The organism is Streptomyces sp. NPDC048650 (assembly GCF_043199095.1).
Taxonomy (GTDB): Bacteria; Actinomycetota; Actinomycetes; order Streptomycetales; family Streptomycetaceae; genus Streptomyces.
The window spans coordinates 191,241-211,290 of record NZ_JBICVM010000002.1 but is presented as its reverse complement, the minus strand read 5'-3'; the positions used below and the strand labels follow the sequence as shown (position 1 = coordinate 211,290).

Genomic DNA, 20,050 nt, shown 5'->3' with positions numbered 1-20,050 from the left:
GTACGTCCGGCCACCGCGCCGGGCGGACGCCGGAGGCCGGGCGGCGGTCTAGCGTGGCGGGCATGGAGAACGCACGGCCGCCGTGGGCGCGGCGCTGCCTGGGGCCGGTGTGGGAGCGGTGGTCGCCGCTGCGGGAGGAGCCGCTGAGCTGGGCGGGCGCCCGGCTGCCCTGGGTCTCGACGGTCCTGGTGACGCTCTTCGTCACGATCGGCTCCGGCTTCGCGGCGCACGGCCAGCCCGACCGGGTGCCACTGGACGCCTTCGCACGGGCCCTGCTGGTCCTCGGTGGCGTCCTGCTGCTCCTGCGGCACCGCTTCCCGCGGACCGTCGCCCTCGGCACCGCTGCCTCGGCCGCGGTCTACTTCGCGGCCGGGTACCCGTACGGACCGGTCTTCCTCACCGTCGTGCTGGGCGCGTTCGGGGCGATCCTGGCCGGCTACCGCGTCGTCGCCTGGTGTGCGCTCGGCGGCCTGTGGGGCACTCATCTCCTCGTGGGCCACTGGCTCTACCGGTGGCTGCCGCCGCACGACGGGCCGGCACCCTGGGCCGACGAACTGTTCGTCGCCGCCTGGACGGCGGCGGTCCTCGCCGTGTCGGAGCTGGTGCGGGTGCGCCGCGAGCGGCTCGCGCGGGTGCGCGCCGAGCGGGCCGTCGCCGAACGGCGCAGGGCGGACGAGGAGCGGCTGCGGATCGCGCGGGAGCTCCACGACGTGCTGGCGCACAGCATCTCCGTCATCAACGTCCAGGCGGGCGTCGGCCTGGCGCTGCTCGACAGCGACCCCGAGCAGGCCCGGGCGGCGTTGACCACCATCAAGGCCGCGAGCAAGGAGGCGCTCGGTGAGGTGCGGCAGGTCCTGGACACCCTGCGCACCCGCGGTGACGCCCCGCGCTCCCCGGCCCCCGGCCTGGACCGGCTGCCCGAACTCACCGAACAGGCCGGGGGCGCGGGGCTCGCCGTGGACATCACCACCGAGGGCGACCGCGCCGCGCTGCCGCCCGGCACCGATCTCGCCGCCTTCCGCATCGTCCAGGAAGCCCTCACCAACATCGTCCGCCACTCCGGCTCCCGCACCGCCCGGGTCCGGCTCCGTCACACCCGCGCCGCCCTGGAGATCCGGGTCGACGACGACGGCCCGGCGACGGCCGTCACGGGAGATCCGGCGGGCGGCGGCAACGGCCTGGTCGGGATGCGGGAGCGGGCCGCGGCCCTCGGCGGGACCGTCGAGGCGGGCCCGCGCCCGGACGGCGGATTCCGGGTCCTGGCCCGTATCCCGCTGGCCGGGGCACCGGGTCGCGCCCCGGGTGCGGATACGGTGACGCCGACCACCATGGAGGAGGAGTCGTGATCCGGGTACTGCTCGCCGACGATCAGCTGCTGGTCCGGGCCGGCTTCAAGGTGCTGCTGGACGCCCAGCCCGACCTCACGGTGGTCGCGGAGGCGGCCGACGGGGAGGAGGCGCTCGCCGCCGTCGCCGAACATCACCCGGACGTCGTGCTGATGGACATCCGGATGCCCGTACTGGACGGGCTGGTGGCCACCCGCCGGATCACCGAGGACCCGCGGCTCGTCGGCGTCAAGGTCGTCATCCTGACCACGTTCGAGTTGGACGAGTACGTCTTCGAGGCGATCAGGTCCGGCGCCTCCGGGTTCCTCGTCAAGGACACCGAACCCGAGGAGCTGCTGCGGGCCGTGCGCGCGGTCGTCGACGGCGATGCGCTCCTGTCGCCCGGCGTCACCCGCCGCCTCATCGCCGAGTTCGCCGCCCGCTCCAAGGAACCGGCCGCGGCCGACGCCCTGTCCGGGCTGACCGAGCGGGAGCGCGAGGTGATGGCGCTGGTCGGCATCGGCCTGTCCAACGAGGAGATCGCCCGCCGCCTGGTCGTCAGCCCGCTGACGGCCAAGACCCATGTCAGCCGCACCATGGTCAAGCTGGCCGCCCGGGACCGCGCCCAACTGGTCGTGCTGGCCTACGAGTCGGGGTTGGTGCGTCCCGGCTGGCTGGGCTGAGGGCGCCGCAGCACCCGCACCACCCGGACGGCGAAGAGGGCCACCCCGACGACACCGCTCGCCGTCAGCCACGGGCCCGCCCAGGCCCGGTGTACCGGCACCCACACGACCGCGCCGGCCAGCGCCAGGAACCCGGCGACGCCCAGGAGGATCCCGGTGACCAGTGCGAAGGTGATCTCAACGGTGAGGGCGTCGCGCTCGGCCCGGGTACGCGTGGGGGACATGCCCCAAGTCTGCCAGGAGCGGGCGTACTTGGGGTGTGCCCGGGGTCTCTGCGACGGCCGGGCGGGGAGTCGCGGGTGGGGGCGGTGGAGCGGGGCGGCCACGCTGGGTACCGGCGGCCGGTGTGATGATGCCGGACGTCGTCGCGCACCGGACCGGCCGGACGTCGTCGCGCACCGGAGCGTCAACCGGCCGCGGCTGCGACAGCGTCCGGCGGCGGCTGTTGCAGCCGGCCGGCCCGCTGCCCCGCACACTCTTCGGGCGCTCCGTCGCGGCCTGCGCCGTCCCTCTGCCGAGGGTGCTCGGGCCCCGAGGGGACGCCCGGGAGCTCAGACCCCGCCGCGCTCCCGCCACAGGGCTGCCGGCGCGTCGTCGCCGGTGACCGTCAGGCCGTCCCAGGGCAGTCGATTCCACAGCGCGAGGTAGAGCTCCTCGGCGGGCCCCTCGACCGTGCAGTCCACCGCGGTCCCGGACTCGTCGGGCGCGGCCTCGGGAGTCGGACCGGCGGTGCGGACGGTGCGGGGCGGCGCCTCGGAGAGGTGCACCGTCCAGTCCGCGCCGAGGGTGTCCGTCGCGCGCAGCCGCATGGTCCTGGGCGCGTCCGTCCGTATGCGGCTGCGGCCTGTGGAGTGGAAGCCGGTCAGGAGTTCGTCGATGCCGTCGGCGGCGAAGGAGGGCGGCAGCGGCGTGAGTGCGTTCTTCGCGGCCTGCTGCGCGTCCACGCGGTGCACCGACGTCTCATGGGCCTGGCGCCGGGCCCAGAACGCCAGGGGGGACGGCGCGGGCAGGAACGTCCACGTCCGCAGGTCCTGCGGCGCGGTGTGCAGCGCCACCACCAGGCGGTGGTGGCCGTCCCGCAGCCACGGCACCAGCTCGTCGTCCGTCATCTCCGGGGCGGGGGCGGGGCCGCCGCCCGGCGTCTCGACGGGGTCCGTCACCGCGTCCGTCGCCCAGCGGTGCACCCGGCCGACGTGGATGACCAGATCCCGCATCTGCCAGTCGGGACAGGACGGAACCGGGGCGTCCGGCCCGGCCTGCTCGGCCGCGTCGGCCAGCAGTCCTCCGTCCAGCCGCAGCGTTTCGACGAACTCAGTGATCTCCATGCCGACGAGTGTGCCAGCCGTCTCCGACAGCGGCTCGACGCGGTCCCCGGCGACCGCCGGCCAGCGCACGGTGGACGAGCCCCAGAAGCAGCGCGTTGACCAGCGCCGCCACGACGGCCGCGGCCGTCAAGTAGCCGTCCGGCGCGGCCGATTCACCCCACAGCGCGTCCCCGGCGAGCCACAGCGGGAAGACCGTCGGGGCGGTGAGCAGCAGGGCCCATACACCGGAGAACGAGGCGTCGGGGTGGGCTCCGGCCAGGTGGTCGACCAGCACGAACAGGACGGCGGCGAGCACCAGCGCCAGATAGCCGAGCGAGACGGGGTTGCCGAAGGCCAGTCGGGCCGTCCCGCGCAGCCGGTGCGGCCCGGCCGGTCGGTCCGGGGTGCCGCCACAGTCGTCCGGGCCGTGCCTGTCGTCCGTGTCCCGCATGCCGGATCCCCCATCCGTCGGTGGGCGGTGGCGTCCGGGCGACGCCTACCCGGGGGCCCGCCCGTGAACCCCGCTTCGCGGCTCACGCCTGTCCGGCGTGATGCGCCCCGCGCGTACCGTAGGCGATGCCCGCCGCGACCGCCGCGAGCAGGGCGACCGTCGTCAGCGCGAGCGGCAGGGTGAACGCCTGCGCCAGGAAGCCGATGGCGGGCGGGCCGAGCAGCATGCCGCCGTAGCCGATGGTGGAGGCCGCGGCGACGCCGCCCGGGCCGCCGGCCTCGCCGGCGCGGGCGATGGCCACCGGGAAGATGTTGGCGAGTCCGAGGCCGGCGACCGCGAAGCCGAGGCAGGCCGCCCACACGGTGGGGGCCAGCGCGCCGAGCAGCATCCCGGCGGTCGCCGTCCCACCGCCCGCGACCAGTGCACGGGCCGGGCCGAAGCGCTGCACCACGGCGGTCCCCGAGAGCCGCCCGGCCGTCATGGCCAGCGCGAACACCGCGTATCCGGCGGCGGCCGGGCCGGGTCCCGCGGCCAGGTCCTGGGAGAGGTGCAGCGCGCCCCAGTCGGCCATCGCGCCCTCACCGTAGGCGGTGCAGAGCGCGAGCAGGCCGAATCCGAGGACCATCCGGCCGGGACGGCGCCGACCGCCCGGCAGCGCGCGGCCCTCGGCGGAGGGGAGCCGCTCCGGTACGACGGGGGCCGGGTGCGCCAGCAGCGAGCGTCCCGCGACGGCCGCCACCAGCAGGCCCGTGACGGCGAGCAGGGTCAGGTGGAGGGTCGGGGAGAGCCGGCCGGCGATCAGCCCGCCGAGACCCGCGCCGAGCATCCCGCCGAGGCTGAACGCGGCGTGGAAGCCCGGCATCACCGGGCGGCGCAGCGCGCCGATCAGGTCGACGGCGGCGCTGTTCATGGCGACGTTGAGCGAACCGTACGCGGCGCCGAAGACCAGCAGGACCAGGCCCAGCGCGGTCGCCGAGTGGGTGAGCGGCGGCAGGACGATGCTCAGCGCCATGGCGACGGCGGAGGCGACGGTGACGGCATGGCTGCCGAACCGGCGGCACAGCCGACCGGTGATCATCATGAAGGCGACGGCGCCGGCCGAGACGCCGAGCAGGGCGAGCCCGAGGGCGCCCGCGCCGGCGCCGGTCTGCGCCTTGATCGCGGGGATGCGGACGACCCAGCCGGCGAACAGGAAGCCGTCCATGGCGAAGAATGCGGTGATCGCGATGCGGAGCCGGACCAGCCGCGGATCGGTGAGAGAGTCAGGTGTGGGGCGCGTGTTACGGGTGCCGGCCCCCGAAAGGGCCGTCCGTATTTTGTTTAGCGTCGGCACAAAGCCAGAATAGGGGCGTGACCCAGACTCGGACAACCAGGCTGGAGCGGGGCCGCAGCGCCCTGGGACCCGCACTGGAGCTCGTACACACCGGACGCGCGCCCACCCGCGCCGTACTGACCTCCGAACTCGGCGTGACCCGCGCCACCGCCGGCGCCGTGGCCGCCGAGCTCGAAGCGCTCGGCCTGATCACCGTCGACTCCCGGCCGACGGCCGCCGCCGGATCCCAGGGGCGACCCTCCCACCGGCTCTTCGTCGACGAGCGCGGGCCCGTCGTGCTCGCCGCGCAGATCCACGCCGACGGCTTCCGCGTCGCCCTGGTCGGCCTCGGCGGACGCATCGTGGCGACGACCAGCGGGTGCGGCACCATCCCCGCCGACCCGGCGCACGTCCTCGCCGACGCCGTGGCCGCCGGCTCCGCCCTGCTGCACGAGACCGGGCGCCGCTGCCTGGGCGCGGGCCTGGCGGTGCCCTCGGCCGTCGCGGAACCCGATGGTGAGGCCCTCAACCCCCTGCACCTCGCCTGGCCTTCCGGCGCGCCCGTACGCGAACTCTTCCTGCGCGCACTCGCCGACGCCGCGATCCCCGGCGTCACCGAGGCGATCGGCTTCACCGGCAACGACGTCAACCTGATGGCGCTCGCCGAACACCGCCACGGCGCCGGCCGGGGGGCGCGCGACCTGCTCTGTGTGGCCTCCGGCCACCGCGGCGTCGGTGGGGCCCTGGTGCTCGACGGCCGCCTGCACAGCGGCAGTTCGGGTCTGGCCCTGGAGGTCGGCCATCTGACCGTCAACCCCGAGGGCGCGCCCTGCCACTGCGGCAGCCGCGGCTGCCTGGACGTCGAGGCGGACCCGCTCGCCTTCCTCGCCGCCGCCGGCCGCGAACCGGGCCCCGAGGTCTCCCTTCTCCAGCAGTCCGCCGACCTGCTCCGGGACGACCACGCCGACCCGGGCGTTCGTGCCGCGGCCGACCTCCTCATCGACCGGCTCGGCCTCGGCATCGCCGGCCTCGTCAACATCCTCAACCCCGACCGCATCATCCTCGGCGGTCTGCACCGCGCACTCCTGGAGGCCGACCCGGAGCGGCTGCGGGCCGTGGTCGCCGACCGCAGCCTGTGGGGCCGCAGTGGCGGCGTGCCGATCCTGCCGTGTTCCCTCGACCACAACAGCCTCGTCGGCGCGGCGGAGCTGGCCTGGCAGCCGGTGCTGGACGACCCCTTGGTGGTCGTCGTGCCGTAGATCGGTGACGCCGAAGTCCCGCCTGCCCCACCCTCCGTGCGGGCGGCGGGACTTCGGACCGGCTGAGATCCGTTGCGCCCGTTCCGGCCACGGCCACTGCGGGCTCCGGCCTGGAGGGCCTGCCCGACTGCCTCTAGGCTGCCGCCATGATCCCCGAGGTGCTCGCCCGCAGCCCGTACGTCAGCCTGGTCACCTACCGCAGGAACGGCACCCCGGTGGCCACCCCTGTCTGGGCGGTGGCCACCGGGGGCGAGCTCCTGGTGTGGACCCGGGACGACAGCTGGAAGGTGAAGCGGCTGCGCAACGACCCGCGGGTGAGCGTCACCCCGTGCGATGTGCGCGGCCGCCTCGTCGAGGGAGCGTCGACCGTCGAAGGCACCGCCCGGCTGCTGGAGGGCGCCGGGGAGCTGCTGCGGGTACGGAAGGCGATGGCGGGCAAGTACGGCCTGCGCTTCCGGCTGATGGACCTGGGCGGTGCGCTGGTGCGCCTGGGGAAGCGGCCGCATGTGGGGATCTCGGTCACGCTGTAGACGGCGGGGCCACCGGGCCCGGCCAGTCGGCGGCGAAGGCGCGGGCGGGGTTGGCCGTCAGGAAGCGCGTCACCACATCCTCGCCCAGCGTGTGCGCGAGCCGTGCCCGGAGGCGGCGCAGCAGATACGGCATACCGGGGCCGCCGTTCACCGACCGGGCGGCGGCCGTCGTGGTGTCGCCGCCGAGCAGGATCCGGTCGCCGAAACCCGCGGCGGCGAGCGCGGCCAGCGCGTCGGGCAGCCGCCAGTCGGTCGCATGATGCGCCCGGGACGGGCCGTCGAACGCCAGATACGCCCCCGCCTCGGCGGCCATCCGGTGCACCGTCAGGTCCGGCGATCGGCTGAGATGACCGAGGATCACCCGGTCCGGCGCGACGCCCAACTCGCCGCAGAGCAGGTCGAGTACGTCCAGTGCGCCGGTGCCCAGCTCCAGATGGACGCCGATGGCCGCGCCGGTGGCGTGCTGGGCCTCGGCGGCTGCGGCCATGGTGTAGCGGGCATGCCGGTCCAGACCGTGGAACGCCCCGGCGACCTTGATCATTCCGGCCCGTACGCCGGTGTCGCCGATGCCCTCGGTCAGGTCGGCGACAAACACCCCGGCGAGATCGTCCCGCAGCCGTGCCGGCAGCTCGGGCGCGTAGTGAACCGCCTGGTGCAGCCCGGTGGCGGCGACGACGACCACTCCCGACTCCCGTGCCAGCCGCGGCAGTTCGGCGGCGCACCGGCCCATGCCGTACGGCGTCCATTGGATCACCGAGGCGCCGCCGGCCGCCCGGAAGGCGGCGAGCTCGGCGGCCGCGGCCGCCGCGTCGGCCAGCTCCTGGCCCGGTAGCCGGGGGCTGCGCAGGAAGAGATGGTCGTGGGCGTTGCAGACGCCGAGTCCGGCGGGGGCGATGTCGCCCAGGACCGTACGCACGGCGGGGCGCGCGGGACGGTCCGCCGCGGCCGCGCTCACCATCGCCGGCCCGCCGGCAGCGCGTCGGCGCCCGGCGCGGACAGATGCAGTACCCGATAGCTCTCGCCCGCGCCTTCGGGGACGGCGTCGGCCCAGAGGGTGAAGTGGACCAGCTCCCAGCGGAAGGGGTCGAACGCCAGGGAGGTGGTGAACACGCCGTCGTCGGTGGCCAGTTCCTCGTGCCGGGCCAGTGCGTCCGCGATGCAGCCGCCCGGATCGGCGCCCTCGGGGACGGTCTCGGTGCGCCGTGAGAAGAAGCCCGGGGGACGCCCTGAGGCCGGGCCCGCACGGTGGAACAGGCCCTGCCAGTGCCGGACCGCCGGCCGCCCGAAGTCGCGGATCACCCCGCGGAAGCCGTCGCCGGTCAGGAAGCGGTTCATGGCCTCCGGGTCGACCCAGAGGTAGAACGGCGCGTACTCGTTGACCGGCGACCTGTCGGCCCCGCGCTCGCGGACGCCGTACGCCTTGAGGCCGAGCCCCGGGAAGCCGTCCATGAGGTGGCCCTTGGACTGCACACGGTGCCGGATGATCCGCATGTCGTAGTCGGCGGGGAGGGTGATCGCGTACTGCATGGCCTGGAGGGCGGGCACGGTTGCTCCGTACGGGGGAGAAGGGGCTGGTCCGGTCGTGGGGTGGCGGTCAGGCACCCGGGTACTCCGCGGCGGCGACCTGCTCCGCCCACTCGGCCGTACGGCCGTCGGCGGCGGCCTCGACCGTCGCGAGGTGGGTCATGAACGCGTCCGGTGTCGCGCCGTGCCAGTGACGCTCGCCCGGCGCGATCCACACGGTGTCCCCGGCGCGGATCGGCTCGACGGGCCCGCCCGCCCGCTGCACCAGCCCCGCGCCCTCGGTGACGTGCAGGACCTGGCCGTGCGGATGGCTGTGCCAGGCGGTGCGGGCGCCCGGCGCGAAGTGCACGCTGAACATCCGCAGTCGGGACGGCGCCGGCGGGGCGGCGATCTCGTCGAGCCAGACACTGCCGGTGAAGTGTTCGGCCGCGCCCTGCCGGCTGATCCGGCGTCGGGTGATCTCCATGCGGAACTCCTAATGGTCGGTGGGGGCGGTCGTGCCTGTCCCGGCATGCGCCGCGAGCAGGGACAGGGCGCCGCGTACGGCCGCATCGAACGGCGCGGGGTCGTCGGCCGCCCGCGCGAGGACATAGCCGCCCTGCACGACGGCCGCGACGGTGGCCGCCGTGTCCGCCGGATCCAGGTCCGCGGACAGTTCGCCGCGGCTCCGGCCCTCGGCGAGCACCTCGGCGAGCCGGCCCCGCAGCCAGCCGAACATCTCGTCCAGCGGCTGCCTCAGCTCCGGATCCCGCACCATGTCGCGGTCCTGCGTCATCCGGCCGATCGGGCAGCCGCGCAGCACCTGCCGCTCGTGCTGCAGATAGGCGGCGACCCGTTCGTACGCCGTTCCCGGCCCGGCCAGGCACTCCTCGGCGGACTCCGCCAGGGTGTCCGCGGTGCGCCGGATCGCCGCCAGCGCGAGCTCGGACTTGCCCGCGAAGTGGTGGTACATGCTGCCCTGGCCGACCTCTGCGCGCTCCAGGATGGCTTTGGGGCTGGTGCCGACGTAGCCGCGCTCCCACAGGAGTTCCTGGGCGCTGCGGACCAGTCGTTCCCGGGTGCCGGGGCGTCGCTCCTGAGTACTGCTCATGAAGGGACTGTACATACTAGTAGTTACAGAGATCAAGAGCCGGGGCGCCGCCGCCGACCGACGACCGTGGCGTTGGCCCGGAGCGGTGCCGTGCGGCCCGTCTGCTCCCCTCGCCGTACGCGCGAAGCCGCCGGCCGTACGACGACTCGGGGAGCGCCGCGGGCGAGCCTCGAAGGAGACAGCAACAATCCGTTCCACCGAGGAGCTGAGTCCCGTGTTCGAACTCGCGAACCCCTGGTCCGGAGGCGGCCCCGGCCCCTGGGTCCTCCTTGTCCCGGCCCTCTGGGCCCTGGCCGTCGTCGGCGTGGTCACCCTGCTGCGCCGCACGTTGTGGCGGCGCGGCGGCCCGGGGTGGGGTTCGGGTGGCCCGCGGCCGGGCGACCGCACCGACGCGCCCTCACCCCTGGCCGTACTCGGCCGCCGGTTCGCAGCCGGTGAGATCGACGAGGAGGAGTACTGGCGTCGGCTGTCCGTCCTGGAGGAGCACTTCGGCACCGGCGCCAAGGGGCGCGCGGCCTGACCGACCTGGGCGGAGCGACCGGCCGGAAGCCCGGTGCGGTGGTCGGGGGAGTGCGCCGTCGCCGCCGGCCGGTGCGCCGCCGCGCGGTGTTCGTGGCCTCAGCCGACCTTCGTGCCCCCGGTCCGGGGCCCGGTGTCGGCCGGGGAGGTGGCCGCCGTGGCGGGTGGCAGCGGCAGGGGCTGCCAGTGTGCGGGCGCGGTGCCGGCCTCGAGGGTGGCGATCGGCGCGGGGAGGGTGAACCAGACGACCTTGCCCCGGCCGTCCGTGTCCGGATGCATCCCCCAGCTCGCGCTGAGCGCCGAGATCAGCGACAGGCCGCGTCCGCAGGTCTCCCAGGTGTCGGCGGTCCGGATCGCCGGCAGCCGCGGGTCCAGATCGTGCACCGAAACCGTCAACTGTCCGAACAGTGCGTACAGTTCGACCGTGCACTGCTTGCTCGGCCGGGCGTGCCGGTGCACGTTGGCGAGCAGTTCCGTCACTCCCAGCGCCGCCGGATCTATCAGCGCATCGAGGTGCCAGCAGCGCAATTGCGCCGAGACGATCCTGCGCACATGTCCGATGCGCGCCGGGAGGGCGTGGAGCTCCACTGTGCAGTGCCTGCTGGGCTGCCTGATCACGACCGCGACTCCCTGATGAGGCCGGGCGCCCCCCGAACGCGGCAGGGGCGAAGATCGGATCCAGCGATGCCGGCCGAACCGCAGCGTCACCGCTGGTGAACCCTCAGTGATACGAGTTCAGGGTCCGGCAGCCGGTGCTGTCCCGCAACCGCACTCCCCGGTCGTCGCGGCCGGTCAGGGGCGGGGCGGACGCGCCGCCCGGACGGCCTTCAGGAAGCGGTCCGGGGCTCCGAGGGTGAGCGAGTAACGGTGTCCGTTGAGCGTGGCGAACGCCCGGTCACGCGCCGCGAACAGCGGCTTGTGGGCCTGTACGGCCTGCAGCGGGGCGCTGTCGATCTCCGTGCCGTAGCTGGTCAGCAGTGCCAGCCGGCCGTCTCTGATCACGACCTGCCCGGCGCGGGTCAGGGATCGCAGCCATCGCTCGATCCGTACGCCGGTCGCGTTGAACTCCGGCTCCACCATGGCCACCACGTCCTCGGTACGTCGGGCAGGTGCCCTTCACCGCCCCTTGGGAGGAGTTTGCCCCTAGGCCGCCCCGTACACCAGTGCCCCTGGCCGCCCGGCGGCCGCAACGGCCCTCTCCCAGGCCCTCCTTGGGGTCTCTCAAAGTGATGTTTATGCAGGTGAGAAGCGTACCGAGGGTGGTTATAGTCGGAAGTGGCCCGGCGCCCCGCACGGGCGTTCGCAAACCCCGAGGAGTGCGCCGGTGAGCACCGCACAGCAACCGCAGAGCCGGCCGGACGGTGGCATGGCCCCCATGGCGACCGTCGACGTCGACCGTAGCGATCCGGACTACCGCGACTGGCTGAAAGAGGCCGTCCGCAAGGTCCAGGCCGACGCCAACCGCACCGCCGACACCCACCTCCTGCGCTTCCCGCTGCCCGAGCAGTGGGGCATCGACCTGTACCTCAAGGACGAGTCGACGCACCCCACCGGAAGCCTCAAGCACCGGCTGGCCCGCTCGCTGTTCCTCTACGGGCTGTGCAACGGCTGGATCCGCCCCGGCAAGCCCGTCATAGAGTCCTCCAGCGGCTCCACGGCCGTCTCCGAGGCGTACTTCGCCTCGCTGATCGGGGTGCCGTTCATCGCGGTGATGCCGGCGACCACCAGTCCTGAGAAGACCCGGCTGATCGAGTTCCACGGCGGCAGCTGTCATCTGGTGCAGGACCCGCGGACCGTGTACGAGGTCTCCGCCCGGCTCGCGGCGGAGTCCGGCGGCCACTACATGGACCAGTTCACCTACGCCGAACGGGCCACCGACTGGCGCGGCAACAACAACATCGCCGAGTCGATCTACCAGCAGCTGCGCCTGGAGCGGTACCCCGAGCCCGCCTGGATCGTGGCCACCGCGGGCACCGGCGGCACCTCCGCGACCATCGCCCGCTATGTCCACTACATGCAGTACGACACCCGCATCTGCGTCCCCGACCCGGAGAACTCCTGCTTCTTCGACGGCTGGCGCTCCGGCGACGCCGGGACGGACTGTGCGACCGCCTCCCGCATCGAGGGCATCGGGCGGCCCCGGATGGAGCCGAGCTTCGTGCCCGGAGCCATCGACCGGATGATGAAGGTGCCGGACGCGGCCAGCGTCGCCGCGGTCCGCGCCCTGGAGGCGGCGATCGGCCGCAAGGCGGGCGGCTCGACCGGCACCGGACTGTGGAGCTCGTTGAAGATCGTTTCGGAGATGGTGGCCGAGGGCCGCACGGGATCCGTCGTCACCCTGCTCTGCGACCCCGGCGACCGCTACCTCGACAAGTACTACTCGGACGACTGGCTGGCCGCCCAGGGCCTGGACGTCGCGCCGTACGCGCGCACCATCGACACCTTCCTGGCCGACGGGTCCTGGCCGGCCTGAGCCCGGTCGTGGGTACGACTGCGGGTCCGGCCGTGGGCAGAGCTGCGGATGCCGGGGCGTCGCCGGCGGGCCGGGCGGGATCGTGCCGAGCCCGGCCGGTTCGTGCCGAGTCGGGCGGGTTCGTGCGAGTCGGACGGGTTCGCCTCAGGCGGTGGCGAGCCGGCGGTCCAGGGCGCGTGCGGAGTCCCGGAAGGCACGCCCCAGGCCCGGCCGGGCCAGCGTCATCGCCAACTGGAACGGCGCCGGGCCGGCGGCGGCGAACGTCCACCGCAGCCGGGTCCCACCGCCCGCGGGTGTCAGCCGCCAGTCCTCCAACAGGGCGCGCAGGCCAGGTGCGTTGGTGGTGTCGACCCGGTAGGCGTAGTGCGCTTCCGGCTCGGCCGCCAGGACCGTCTCGGTGAACCGGGTGCCGCCCGTCAGTCGCACCTCCCGGCCCCAGCCGTCGTCCGTGGGCGCCGACCGTGAGACGCCGGTGAACCAGCACGACCAGCCCGCCACGTCCTGCGCCAGAGCGGCGTACACGGCCTTCGGCGGTGCGGCCACCTCCGCGGTGAACACCAGCCGCAGTGGCGCGGACGCGACGAAGTCGAGCTCGACGGGGCGGAGTCGGCGTGCCATGGGCGCGCACCCCCTACGGGACGGTCGGCGGGCCCGTGCGGCCCGACCCGGGGCCGCACACCCTAGCTGACGTCGCGTCAGATGTCTGCGTCGCTCGGCTGTTCGCCCGCCACCAGCAGCTCGGGCGGCAGCTCCGCGAACTCCGCCCGCGCCGCCGCGGGCAGCCCGGCATCCGTCACCAGCACCGCCACCTCCTCCAGCGAAGCGAACGAACTCAGCCCGACCTTGCCCCACTTGGTGTGGTCGGCGACCACCACCACCCGCCGGGCGGATCGCACGAAATGCCGGTTGGTCTCCGCCTCCGCCAGATTCGGTGTGGACAGCCCCGCCTCCACCGATATGCCGTGCACCCCCAGGAACACCACATCGAAGTGGAGCGACCGGATCGCGGCATCCGCCACCGGGCCCACCAGGGTGTCCGACGGAGTCCGCACCCCGCCCGTCAGCACCACCGTCGCGGCCCCCGGGCGCGGTGCCGCCCCGCCGCTCGCGGCCGCCCGCTGGGCGTTGTAGAAGACATCGGCCACCCGTACCGAGTTCGTCACCACCGTCAGGTCCGGCACCTCCAGCAGCTGCTGCGCCAGCGCGAAGGCGGTCGTCCCACCCGCCAGGGCGATCGCACTGCCCGGTGCCGCCATCTCGGCCGCGGCCTTGGCGATGTCCTCCTTGGCGCTCAGCTCCAGGCCCGACTTGGCCTCGAACCCCGGCTCGTGCGCACTCGGCTCGCTGACCGGCACCGCGCCGCCGTGCACCTTCTCCACCAGGCCCTGACGGGCGAGCGCGTCCAGATCGCGGCGGACCGTCATGTCCGACACGCTCAGCTTGCGGGTCAGCTCATTGACCCGCACCCCGCCCCGCCGTCTGACCTCATCGAGAATCAGGGCACGCCGCTGCTCCGCGAGGAGATTCTGGTTGTCGCTCACCCCGGCCCGTCCCTTTCGCCCGACTCACACTTCCGGACCGCTCCGCGCCTGCCGCCGCCCGCGATCACCGTTCCCTCATCCTCGCACGAGGCACCGACAGTGTGACCGGACCGCCGGAGCGGAGACCTGGGCGGGACCGGGCACGTCCGCGACCGCGCCCGCCCGCTCGTGCCCCGGCCCGCCCGCGCATGCACCGGCCCGCCGCCCACCGCGCGCGCCCGTGGCCGCCACCCGCCGCACCACCCCACCGGCGCCGTCCCGCACACGACGACACGCCGCCACGGCCCCACTGCGCGAAACGGGTGCGCGCTCGCCGAAAAGAGAGAATCCTGAACGCAGGGGACCGCGCCGCACGGCGCCAACTGACAACGGGGGACACCGTGGAGACCGCGGACACGACACCGCACGCCCATTGCAACGGCCGGCACACCGCGGAAGTCGGGCCGCCGCCCGCCTCGTCCCAGCGGGTACTGGAACTGCTGGTCCACGGCGTCGGCGGCACCACCCCCGAGGAGATGCTCGGCGACCCGCGGATCCAGCGCATCACCGGTGACGACACCGCCGCCTGCTACCGCCGCACCGAGGACGCGGACGCCGAAGCGCGCCCCGACGCCTACCGCGACGAGCCGGTCCGCGAGGCGTACTGCTGGTCCAACCTCACCTCGGGCAACAGCGCCCGCGCCCTCTGGCTGATCCTGCTGCCCTTCATGGTGGCCAACCTCGCCCACTGGATGCGCCCCGCCGCGCCGCCGGAGCACCGGGCCCAGCGGATCTACGACGTCCTCGTCCGCGTCCTGGCGCTCACCCTCACCGTCCTGCTGGCCGCCGCGGCCTGCGAGATCGCACTCGACCTCACCGCCTGGCAGTGCGCCGGGACCCCCGTCTGCGCCGACGGCAAGTCCTGGCTGGGCTTCCTCAGCCCCGCCAACTCCGGCTGGTGGAGCACCCCCGGCCGGCGCCTCGCACTCGCCGCCGTGATGCCCGTCCTCATCATCGGCTTCCTCTGGTGGCTCTCGCACCGCACCTGGAGCGCCTACGAGTCCGCCTCCCCGCCGCCGCGCGACCCCGGCACCTCCCGCGACACCCCGACCCATCAGCGCACCGTGCTCAGCCTGCACGGCTTCTGGTACGGCCGGCGGCTGGTCGCCCGGCTGCGCGCCGCACACACCACGGCCGGCGTGCTCACCGTCGCCGCCGCCCTGCGCATCGCCACCGCGCAGCTCGACCGGCGCGGCGGGGCGGACCCCGCCCTCGTCGTGACCGGCCGGGCGCTGACGGCGCTGGTCGTCCTGCTCGCCGCCATCACCCTGGTGATCGTCTGGCGCACCGCGCGCAGCGAGGCCGCGCCCGACGACCGCTCCGACCGCCTGGTCGTACGCGCCCTGCCGTACGCCTCCCTCGGCGTCCTGGCCCTGGTCACCGTTCATACCGCCTGGTCGCGCCCCGGAGCCCACAGCCACGGCCCGCTGCCCGGCGCGTCCGCCTTCGGGGCCATCGCCGTCTTCCAGAGCCTGGTGGTCCTCGCGCTCGCGATCACCGCCTGGTTCCTCCAGCGCGCCGCCCGCGAGAAGGCCCGCAGCGCCCTCAACGGCATGGCAGGGCCCGCCGTCGCCCTGCTCTCCTGCGCCGTCGGCGGCGTCCTGTCCGGGGGAGTGGCCCAGCGGTTCGCCGACTGGATGGACGGCGACGCGACCCCGGGCCAGGCGCACGCCCCTGTTCCCGGCCCGCCGGTCCTGCTGTCCTGGCAGGCGTCCGTCCTCCCGGTCCTGCTGGTCGTGGTCGCCGTCGTGGTGCTGCTGGCCGCCGTCCGGGTGCTCGTCGTGCGCGGCCAGGTCACCAAGAACGTCCCCGGCCTCTACGACCCCCGGGAGCGCCCCGACGCGCGCCGCACCCAGCGGATCGCCGGGACCATCGCCCGCGCCGGACTGACCGACGCGGCACCCGTGCTGGTGGCGGCCATCGCCGCCGTCACGCTCGTCCTGGGAGCCGGCGCGGTGGCCGGCGCCTGGCTCACCGATCTCGCGCCCGGCCGCGCCACCGAGGGCGCGCCGCCCGTCGTGCACGCCGCCGCCGAGACCGCGGAGTCCCTCGGCTCCTGGCTGATGAGCGCCGGCATCATCCTCCTGCTCACCATGGGCCGCCGTGCCTACCGCGACCACTCCGCCCGCCGCACCATCGGCATCCTCTGGGACGTGGGCACCTTCTGGCCGCGCGCCGCGCACCCCTTCGCGCCGCCCTGCTACGCCGAGCGTGCCGTCCCCGACCTCACCTGGCGGATGGCCACCTGGACCGAGCGGTTCGACGGGCGGCTGGTGATCTCCGGGCACTCCCAGGGCAGCGTGCTGGCCGCGGCCGCCGTCTGGCAGCTGGACCTGGTCACCCGCAGCCGGGTGGCGCTGCTGACGTACGGCAGCCCCCTGGAGCGGCTCTACGGGCGCTGGTTCCCGGCCTACTTCGGTCCGGCCGTGCTCACCGGCCTGCACCGCGAGATGGACGACTGGCGCAATCTGTGGCGCTTCACCGACCCCATCGGCGGCCCGATCCGGCTCACCTGCGAGGACGGTCAGCGGATCGACGAGGGGCCGCTGCGCGACCCGCTCGCCTTCGGCCGCACCCTCCAGAACCCGCTCCCCGCCCAGATCCTGGGCCATGGCGACTATCAGGCGGACCCGGTCTTCGAGACCGTACGCGCCGAACTCGTCGCCCGGCTCGGCCCGGAGGTGCCGCTCCAGCGGCCCCAGACGCCTCAGGGCAGCTCGGGCAGATCCTCCGCGTAGAGCAGGGTGAGGTCGTCGGTGCTCGGGTCGGCCAGCTGCGCGACCCGGCCCGCGTGCCGCTCGACCATCGACTCGAACGTCTGCCGCGCCGTCCGGCCGTTGCCGAACGCCGGCCCCTTGGGCAGCGCCGTGAAGTACTTCAGCAGCGCCTCGCCGGCCCCGTCGGCGAGGTGGTACTCGTGCTCCTCGCCCTGCTGCTCGACGATCCGCAGCAGCTCCTCCGGCGCATAGTCGCCGAAGGTGATGGTGCGTGAGAAACGCGACGCCACACCGGGGTTGACCGCCAGGAAGCGCCGCATCTCCGCGGTGTAGCCCGCCACGATCACCACCACCGCCTCCCGGTGGTCCTCCATCAGCTTCACCAGGGTGTCGATGGCTTCCTTGCCGAAGTCCCGGCCGGAGTCCTCGGGGGAGAGCGCGTAGGCCTCGTCGATGAACAGCACCCCGCCGCGCGCCCGGTCGAACGCCTCCTGGGTACGGATCGCCGTCGAGCCGATGTGCTCGCCCACCAGGTCCACCCGCGAGACCTCGATCAGGTGCCCGCGCTCCAACACCCCCAGGGAGTGCAGGATCTCGCCGTAGAGCCGCGCCACGGTCGTCTTGCCGGTGCCGGGGGAGCCGGTGAAGACGAGGTGGCGGCGCACGGAAGCGGCCTTGAGGCCCGCCTGCCGGCGCCGGCGGCCCACCTCGATCATGTTGATCAGGCTGCGCACCTCGCGCTTGACGCTGTCCAGCCCCACCAGGGTGTCCAGTTCGCCCAGCACGTCGCCGGAGGGGCGGCTGACGACGGGCGGTTCGGCGGTGGGCGCGGAGCGCTGCGCGGGGACGACGGGGGCGGCCGGGACGTTGCCCAGCAGCCCGGCGGTCTGCGTCGCCTGCTGCACCGCGGGCGAGGTCACCGCACCGGCGCCCGGCGCCTGCGCCGCCCGGCTCTCGTCGCTGGTGCAGTCCTCGACCGTCGGACCGGAGCCGCCGCCGTCGCCGTGCCCGTCGGCGAACTCGTAGCCGCCGCGCGCGCACCGCTCCGTACGGCAGCGCGTCAGCGTCGTACGGCAGCCGTCGATCACATGGAAGCCGAAGCCCGAACTCCCGGTCACTCGGCAGCCGTTGAAGGTGCCGCGGCCCTCCGCCGACACATAGAACCCGGCCTCGGCCGGTGAGCTGACCGTGCAGCCCTCGATGGTGGGGTCCGCGCCCTTGGTGACGATCACGCCCGTCTGGGCGCCGTCGATGGTGCAGTTGGCGAGGGTGCCGCCGCTGCCGTGATCGCGGAACCAGGCGCCCGTCGCCGCCTCCCGGATCCGGCAGTCGTCCAGCTGCACCGTCGCTCCGTCGCTCACCGACACCGCGGTGTTGCGGACCTGGGAGATGTCGCTGTCGACCACATCGGCGCGCGAGCCCCGGTCCAGTACGAACAGGGCGTCCGGTACGTCGTGCACCCGCGTCGAGTCCAGTATCGCGGTGGCACCGTCGCTCACCCACACCGCCGGATAGTCGCCCGTACTGTCGTGGATCTCGCACTGGTTGGCGTCCACCCGGGTGCCCGGATCCCAGACCGACAGACCGTTGCGGCCGAAGTGCCGCACCGTGCTGCGGGTCAGCGTCAGCACCGACCGCGACCGCAGATCGATGGCGTTCTCCGGGATGTCGTGGATGTCGCAGTCGGCGAGCGTGAGCACCGCGTCGGTGTCCAGCGTGACGCCGTCGGCGGAGGTGCGGTGCACCGTGCAGTCGGTGAGATGACCGGTGGCCCGCGAGGCCACCTGGATGCCGGCGCCCTTGATCTCGTAGAGCTCGCAGCCGACCGCCTCGACGGCACTGCCCTCGCCGTTCACCGCGAGCCCGGCGCCGGAGGCATGGTGGATCCGGCAGTTCTCCAGCCGCGGATGGGCCCCGCCGCGCACCGCGACACCGGCCTGCCCGGCGGCCACCACCTCGCACTCCTCGAAGACCCCGCCGGCGCCGTCCAGGACACTGATGCCCACCCCGCCCGCGTTGTCGACCGTGCACCGGCGGACCGTCGGGCGGGCGCCGCCGCGTACCTCGATGCCCGCCGCGGAGCGGGTCACCACCCGCAGGCCGGACAGTTCCGGGGCGCCGTCCTCCACCAGGAGGGCGGGGGAGGCGGAATCGGTCGCCTCCAGATGCAGATCGTGGACCACGGCCGAGGCACGTATGGTCAGCGCCACGCCGTCGGACGGGGCGATCCGCACCGAACCGCGCGCACCGTCGGGCCCGCGCAACGTCACCGCGCGCGCCAGCACGAGGTTCTCGCGGTACGTACCGGCCGGGACGGTGAGCACATCACCGTCCCCGGCGGCCTCCAGGGCGGCGGCGAGCGTGCTGTACTCCCCCGTGCGGCGCCGCCAACGCGACGTTCCGGAGTGCGTCACCTGGACCGAGCCCTGTGCCATGGCGCTGTCGTGCCCCCACCTCGTGCGGCTGTTGTCGGCAAGGCAGAATCCGTCCGCGGATGTCCGCATTCGGGTCTGCGAGGCCCCAGCCGAGAGGCTGGCTGCACCACCGTAGCGCGCCGGGCGAGCGGTAGTTGACATGGTCAGCCACCTCACCGGATACCGGAGTCAGCCGCCCGCCCCGGCCCGTCCCCAGTCCTGGCCCGCGCGCTCCCACTCCTGGTCCCAGCGGCGGAACCGACGCACCATCAGCCGCCAGACGAACAGCCGTCGGCCGCTCTCGACCAGCCCGCCGATGGCGGCCGCGGCGCCGAGACCGGCCAGCACCGCGTGGGTGCTCGCGGTGCTCGTGTCCATCGGCCGCGGCACCACCGCGCCGCGGTCGTCGGTCCAGATCCGGAATCTGTCGCCCGGATCCACGGGCCGCGGTGTGGAGACCTGCCCGAGGTGCTCGCTGCGGTCCCAGGCCCGCCACCGGGCGATGACCCGGCGGTGGGCGTCACGCTGCGAGGAGGTCTCCGGATCGGGGTCGAGCGGCGCCCGGGAGACCAGTCGGTCGACCGTGGCCCAGACCAGATGCCGCTGCTCGTGCTGTATTCGTACCGTCCCCAGGAGCGCGTCGTTGGCGGCGTGCCCGGTGAGCCAGCCCACCGTCGTCGCGCCGAGGGCGATCAGCAGCGCGGCGGCCAGCGCCACCCACGCCTCGAGCCGGTCCGTACGGCGCCGCAGCGGATTGTGCCGCCAGTGCCATATGCCTGTGATCGCCCGCACTCTCGCTCCCCCCTCTCCGTGTCCGTGAATACCTCATCAGGTGCCGCCTACGCCAGAGTTCTGCGGGGAGAGACCGA

The 20,050-nt window shown here is 74.2% G+C and carries 21 protein-coding genes; 7 read left to right on the top strand and 14 right to left on the bottom strand.

What is annotated here, in order from left to right:
* Nucleotides 1–62 precede the first annotated feature (62 nt).
* A complete protein-coding gene (locus ACGFML_RS06715; RefSeq protein WP_393540776.1) occupies nt 63–1,346 on the top strand; it encodes a sensor histidine kinase in 1,284 nt (427 codons plus the stop codon).
* Entirely contained in the window at nt 1,343–2,008 is a 666-nt protein-coding gene (locus tag ACGFML_RS06710) for a response regulator (protein WP_393540774.1), read from the top strand. The genes ACGFML_RS06715 and ACGFML_RS06710 overlap by 4 nt, the downstream gene beginning before the upstream one ends.
* Here the strand turns inward: ACGFML_RS06710 and ACGFML_RS06705 are convergent.
* From ACGFML_RS06705 to ACGFML_RS06690, 4 genes are all read right to left on the bottom strand, one after another.
* Complete coding sequence (locus ACGFML_RS06705; RefSeq protein ID WP_393540771.1) at nt 1,969–2,232, bottom strand: DUF6332 family protein; 264 nt, start codon at nt 2,230–2,232, stop codon at nt 1,969–1,971. The genes ACGFML_RS06710 and ACGFML_RS06705 overlap by 40 nt on opposite strands.
* A gap of 327 nt (nt 2,233–2,559) precedes the next feature.
* A complete protein-coding gene (locus ACGFML_RS06700; RefSeq protein ID WP_393540770.1) occupies nt 2,560–3,333 on the bottom strand; it encodes a maleylpyruvate isomerase family mycothiol-dependent enzyme in 774 nt (257 codons plus the stop codon).
* Nucleotides 3,320–3,763, bottom strand: coding sequence for an SCO4225 family membrane protein (locus tag ACGFML_RS06695; RefSeq protein ID WP_393540768.1), 444 nt, complete (start codon nt 3,761–3,763; stop codon nt 3,320–3,322). Before ACGFML_RS06695 ends, ACGFML_RS06700 begins: the two co-directional genes overlap by 14 nt.
* Before the next feature lie 82 nt (nt 3,764–3,845).
* Nucleotides 3,846–5,096: an MFS transporter gene (locus tag ACGFML_RS06690; RefSeq protein WP_393540766.1), complete on the bottom strand. Its 1,251-nt coding sequence runs from the start codon at nt 5,094–5,096 to the stop codon at nt 3,846–3,848.
* A gap of 17 nt (nt 5,097–5,113) precedes the next feature.
* Between ACGFML_RS06690 and ACGFML_RS06685 the strand changes: the two genes are divergently transcribed.
* Both ACGFML_RS06685 and ACGFML_RS06680 read left to right on the top strand, forming a co-directional pair.
* The gene (locus ACGFML_RS06685) at nt 5,114–6,334 is read left to right on the top strand and encodes an ROK family protein (RefSeq protein ID WP_393540764.1); all 1,221 of its coding nucleotides are present in this window, start codon (nt 5,114–5,116) and stop codon (nt 6,332–6,334) included.
* 146 nt (nt 6,335–6,480) lie between these two features.
* Entirely contained in the window at nt 6,481–6,864 is a 384-nt protein-coding gene (locus tag ACGFML_RS06680; RefSeq protein ID WP_393540762.1) for a PPOX class F420-dependent oxidoreductase, read from the top strand.
* Here the strand turns inward: ACGFML_RS06680 and ACGFML_RS06675 are convergent.
* The 4 genes from ACGFML_RS06675 to ACGFML_RS06660 all read right to left on the bottom strand — a co-directional run bounded on the left by ACGFML_RS06675 (nt 6,854) and on the right by ACGFML_RS06660 (nt 9,478).
* Entirely contained in the window at nt 6,854–7,822 is a 969-nt protein-coding gene (locus tag ACGFML_RS06675; protein ID WP_393540760.1) for a phosphotriesterase, read from the bottom strand. The genes ACGFML_RS06680 and ACGFML_RS06675 overlap by 11 nt on opposite strands.
* Entirely contained in the window at nt 7,816–8,391 is a 576-nt protein-coding gene (locus ACGFML_RS06670; protein ID WP_393541663.1) for a DUF4865 family protein, read from the bottom strand. Before ACGFML_RS06670 ends, ACGFML_RS06675 begins: the two co-directional genes overlap by 7 nt.
* A gap of 67 nt (nt 8,392–8,458) precedes the next feature.
* The gene (locus tag ACGFML_RS06665; protein ID WP_393540758.1) at nt 8,459–8,854 is read right to left on the bottom strand and encodes a cupin domain-containing protein; all 396 of its coding nucleotides are present in this window, start codon (nt 8,852–8,854) and stop codon (nt 8,459–8,461) included.
* A 9-nt stretch (nt 8,855–8,863) separates the two neighbouring features.
* Nucleotides 8,864–9,478, bottom strand: coding sequence for a TetR/AcrR family transcriptional regulator (locus ACGFML_RS06660; protein WP_393540756.1), 615 nt, complete (start codon nt 9,476–9,478; stop codon nt 8,864–8,866).
* Between the two features lie 214 nt (nt 9,479–9,692).
* On the opposite strand from ACGFML_RS06660, the gene ACGFML_RS06655 reads away from it, so the two are divergent.
* Nucleotides 9,693–9,998, top strand: coding sequence for an SHOCT domain-containing protein (locus tag ACGFML_RS06655; protein WP_393540754.1), 306 nt, complete (start codon nt 9,693–9,695; stop codon nt 9,996–9,998).
* Between the two features lie 98 nt (nt 9,999–10,096).
* Here ACGFML_RS06655 and ACGFML_RS06650 read toward each other — a convergent pair whose 3' ends face one another.
* Entirely contained in the window at nt 10,097–10,615 is a 519-nt protein-coding gene (locus ACGFML_RS06650; protein ID WP_393540752.1) for an ATP-binding protein, read from the bottom strand.
* 174 nt (nt 10,616–10,789) lie between these two features.
* Entirely contained in the window at nt 10,790–11,077 is a 288-nt protein-coding gene (locus ACGFML_RS06645; RefSeq protein ID WP_393540750.1) for a hypothetical protein, read from the bottom strand.
* Between the two features lie 286 nt (nt 11,078–11,363).
* Here ACGFML_RS06645 and ACGFML_RS06640 point away from each other — a divergent pair, with 286 nt between their 5' ends.
* The gene (locus tag ACGFML_RS06640; protein ID WP_393541662.1) at nt 11,364–12,470 is read left to right on the top strand and encodes a PLP-dependent cysteine synthase family protein; all 1,107 of its coding nucleotides are present in this window, start codon (nt 11,364–11,366) and stop codon (nt 12,468–12,470) included.
* A gap of 144 nt (nt 12,471–12,614) precedes the next feature.
* On the opposite strand, the gene ACGFML_RS06635 is transcribed toward ACGFML_RS06640, so the two are convergent.
* Entirely contained in the window at nt 12,615–13,088 is a 474-nt protein-coding gene (locus ACGFML_RS06635) for an SRPBCC family protein (RefSeq protein ID WP_393540748.1), read from the bottom strand.
* 77 nt (nt 13,089–13,165) lie between these two features.
* A complete protein-coding gene (locus tag ACGFML_RS06630) occupies nt 13,166–14,011 on the bottom strand; it encodes a DeoR/GlpR family DNA-binding transcription regulator (RefSeq protein ID WP_393540746.1) in 846 nt (281 codons plus the stop codon).
* A gap of 380 nt (nt 14,012–14,391) precedes the next feature.
* Here ACGFML_RS06630 and ACGFML_RS06625 point away from each other — a divergent pair, with 380 nt between their 5' ends.
* A complete protein-coding gene (locus ACGFML_RS06625; RefSeq protein WP_393540744.1) occupies nt 14,392–16,788 on the top strand; it encodes a hypothetical protein in 2,397 nt (798 codons plus the stop codon).
* Here the strand turns inward: ACGFML_RS06625 and ACGFML_RS06620 are convergent.
* Nucleotides 16,758–19,202, bottom strand: coding sequence for a right-handed parallel beta-helix repeat-containing protein (locus ACGFML_RS06620; RefSeq protein WP_393540741.1), 2,445 nt, complete (start codon nt 19,200–19,202; stop codon nt 16,758–16,760). The genes ACGFML_RS06625 and ACGFML_RS06620 overlap by 31 nt on opposite strands.
* 168 nt (nt 19,203–19,370) lie before the next feature.
* Nucleotides 19,371–19,973 carry a hypothetical protein gene (locus ACGFML_RS06615; RefSeq protein WP_393540739.1) on the bottom strand — a complete coding sequence of 201 codons (603 nt, stop codon included), beginning with the start codon at nt 19,971–19,973 and terminating at the stop codon, nt 19,371–19,373.
* Nucleotides 19,974–20,050 lie beyond the last annotated feature (77 nt).

What these genes read in the sequence shown, in the direction of transcription:
- ACGFML_RS06635 (WP_393540748.1), bottom strand. Translation starts at nt 13,088, where the DNA reads ATGGCACGCCGACTCCGCCCCGTCGAGCTCGACTTCGTCGCGTCCGCG.
- ACGFML_RS06620 (WP_393540741.1), bottom strand. Translation starts at nt 19,202, where the DNA reads ATGGCACAGGGCTCGGTCCAGGTGACGCACTCCGGAACGTCGCGTTGG.
- ACGFML_RS06695 (WP_393540768.1), bottom strand. Translation starts at nt 3,763, where the DNA reads ATGCGGGACACGGACGACAGGCACGGCCCGGACGACTGTGGCGGCACC.
- ACGFML_RS06715 (WP_393540776.1), top strand. Translation starts at nt 63, where the DNA reads ATGGAGAACGCACGGCCGCCGTGGGCGCGGCGCTGCCTGGGGCCGGTG.
- ACGFML_RS06645 (WP_393540750.1), bottom strand. Translation starts at nt 11,077, where the DNA reads ATGGTGGAGCCGGAGTTCAACGCGACCGGCGTACGGATCGAGCGATGG.
- ACGFML_RS06640 (WP_393541662.1), top strand. Translation starts at nt 11,364, where the DNA reads ATGGCCCCCATGGCGACCGTCGACGTCGACCGTAGCGATCCGGACTAC.
- ACGFML_RS06700 (WP_393540770.1), bottom strand. Translation starts at nt 3,333, where the DNA reads ATGGAGATCACTGAGTTCGTCGAAACGCTGCGGCTGGACGGAGGACTG.
- ACGFML_RS06660 (WP_393540756.1), bottom strand. Translation starts at nt 9,478, where the DNA reads ATGAGCAGTACTCAGGAGCGACGCCCCGGCACCCGGGAACGACTGGTC.
- ACGFML_RS06665 (WP_393540758.1), bottom strand. Translation starts at nt 8,854, where the DNA reads ATGGAGATCACCCGACGCCGGATCAGCCGGCAGGGCGCGGCCGAACAC.
- ACGFML_RS06670 (WP_393541663.1), bottom strand. Translation starts at nt 8,391, where the DNA reads ATGCAGTACGCGATCACCCTCCCCGCCGACTACGACATGCGGATCATC.
- ACGFML_RS06705 (WP_393540771.1), bottom strand. Translation starts at nt 2,232, where the DNA reads ATGTCCCCCACGCGTACCCGGGCCGAGCGCGACGCCCTCACCGTTGAG.
- ACGFML_RS06680 (WP_393540762.1), top strand. Translation starts at nt 6,481, where the DNA reads ATGATCCCCGAGGTGCTCGCCCGCAGCCCGTACGTCAGCCTGGTCACC.
- ACGFML_RS06675 (WP_393540760.1), bottom strand. Translation starts at nt 7,822, where the DNA reads ATGGTGAGCGCGGCCGCGGCGGACCGTCCCGCGCGCCCCGCCGTGCGT.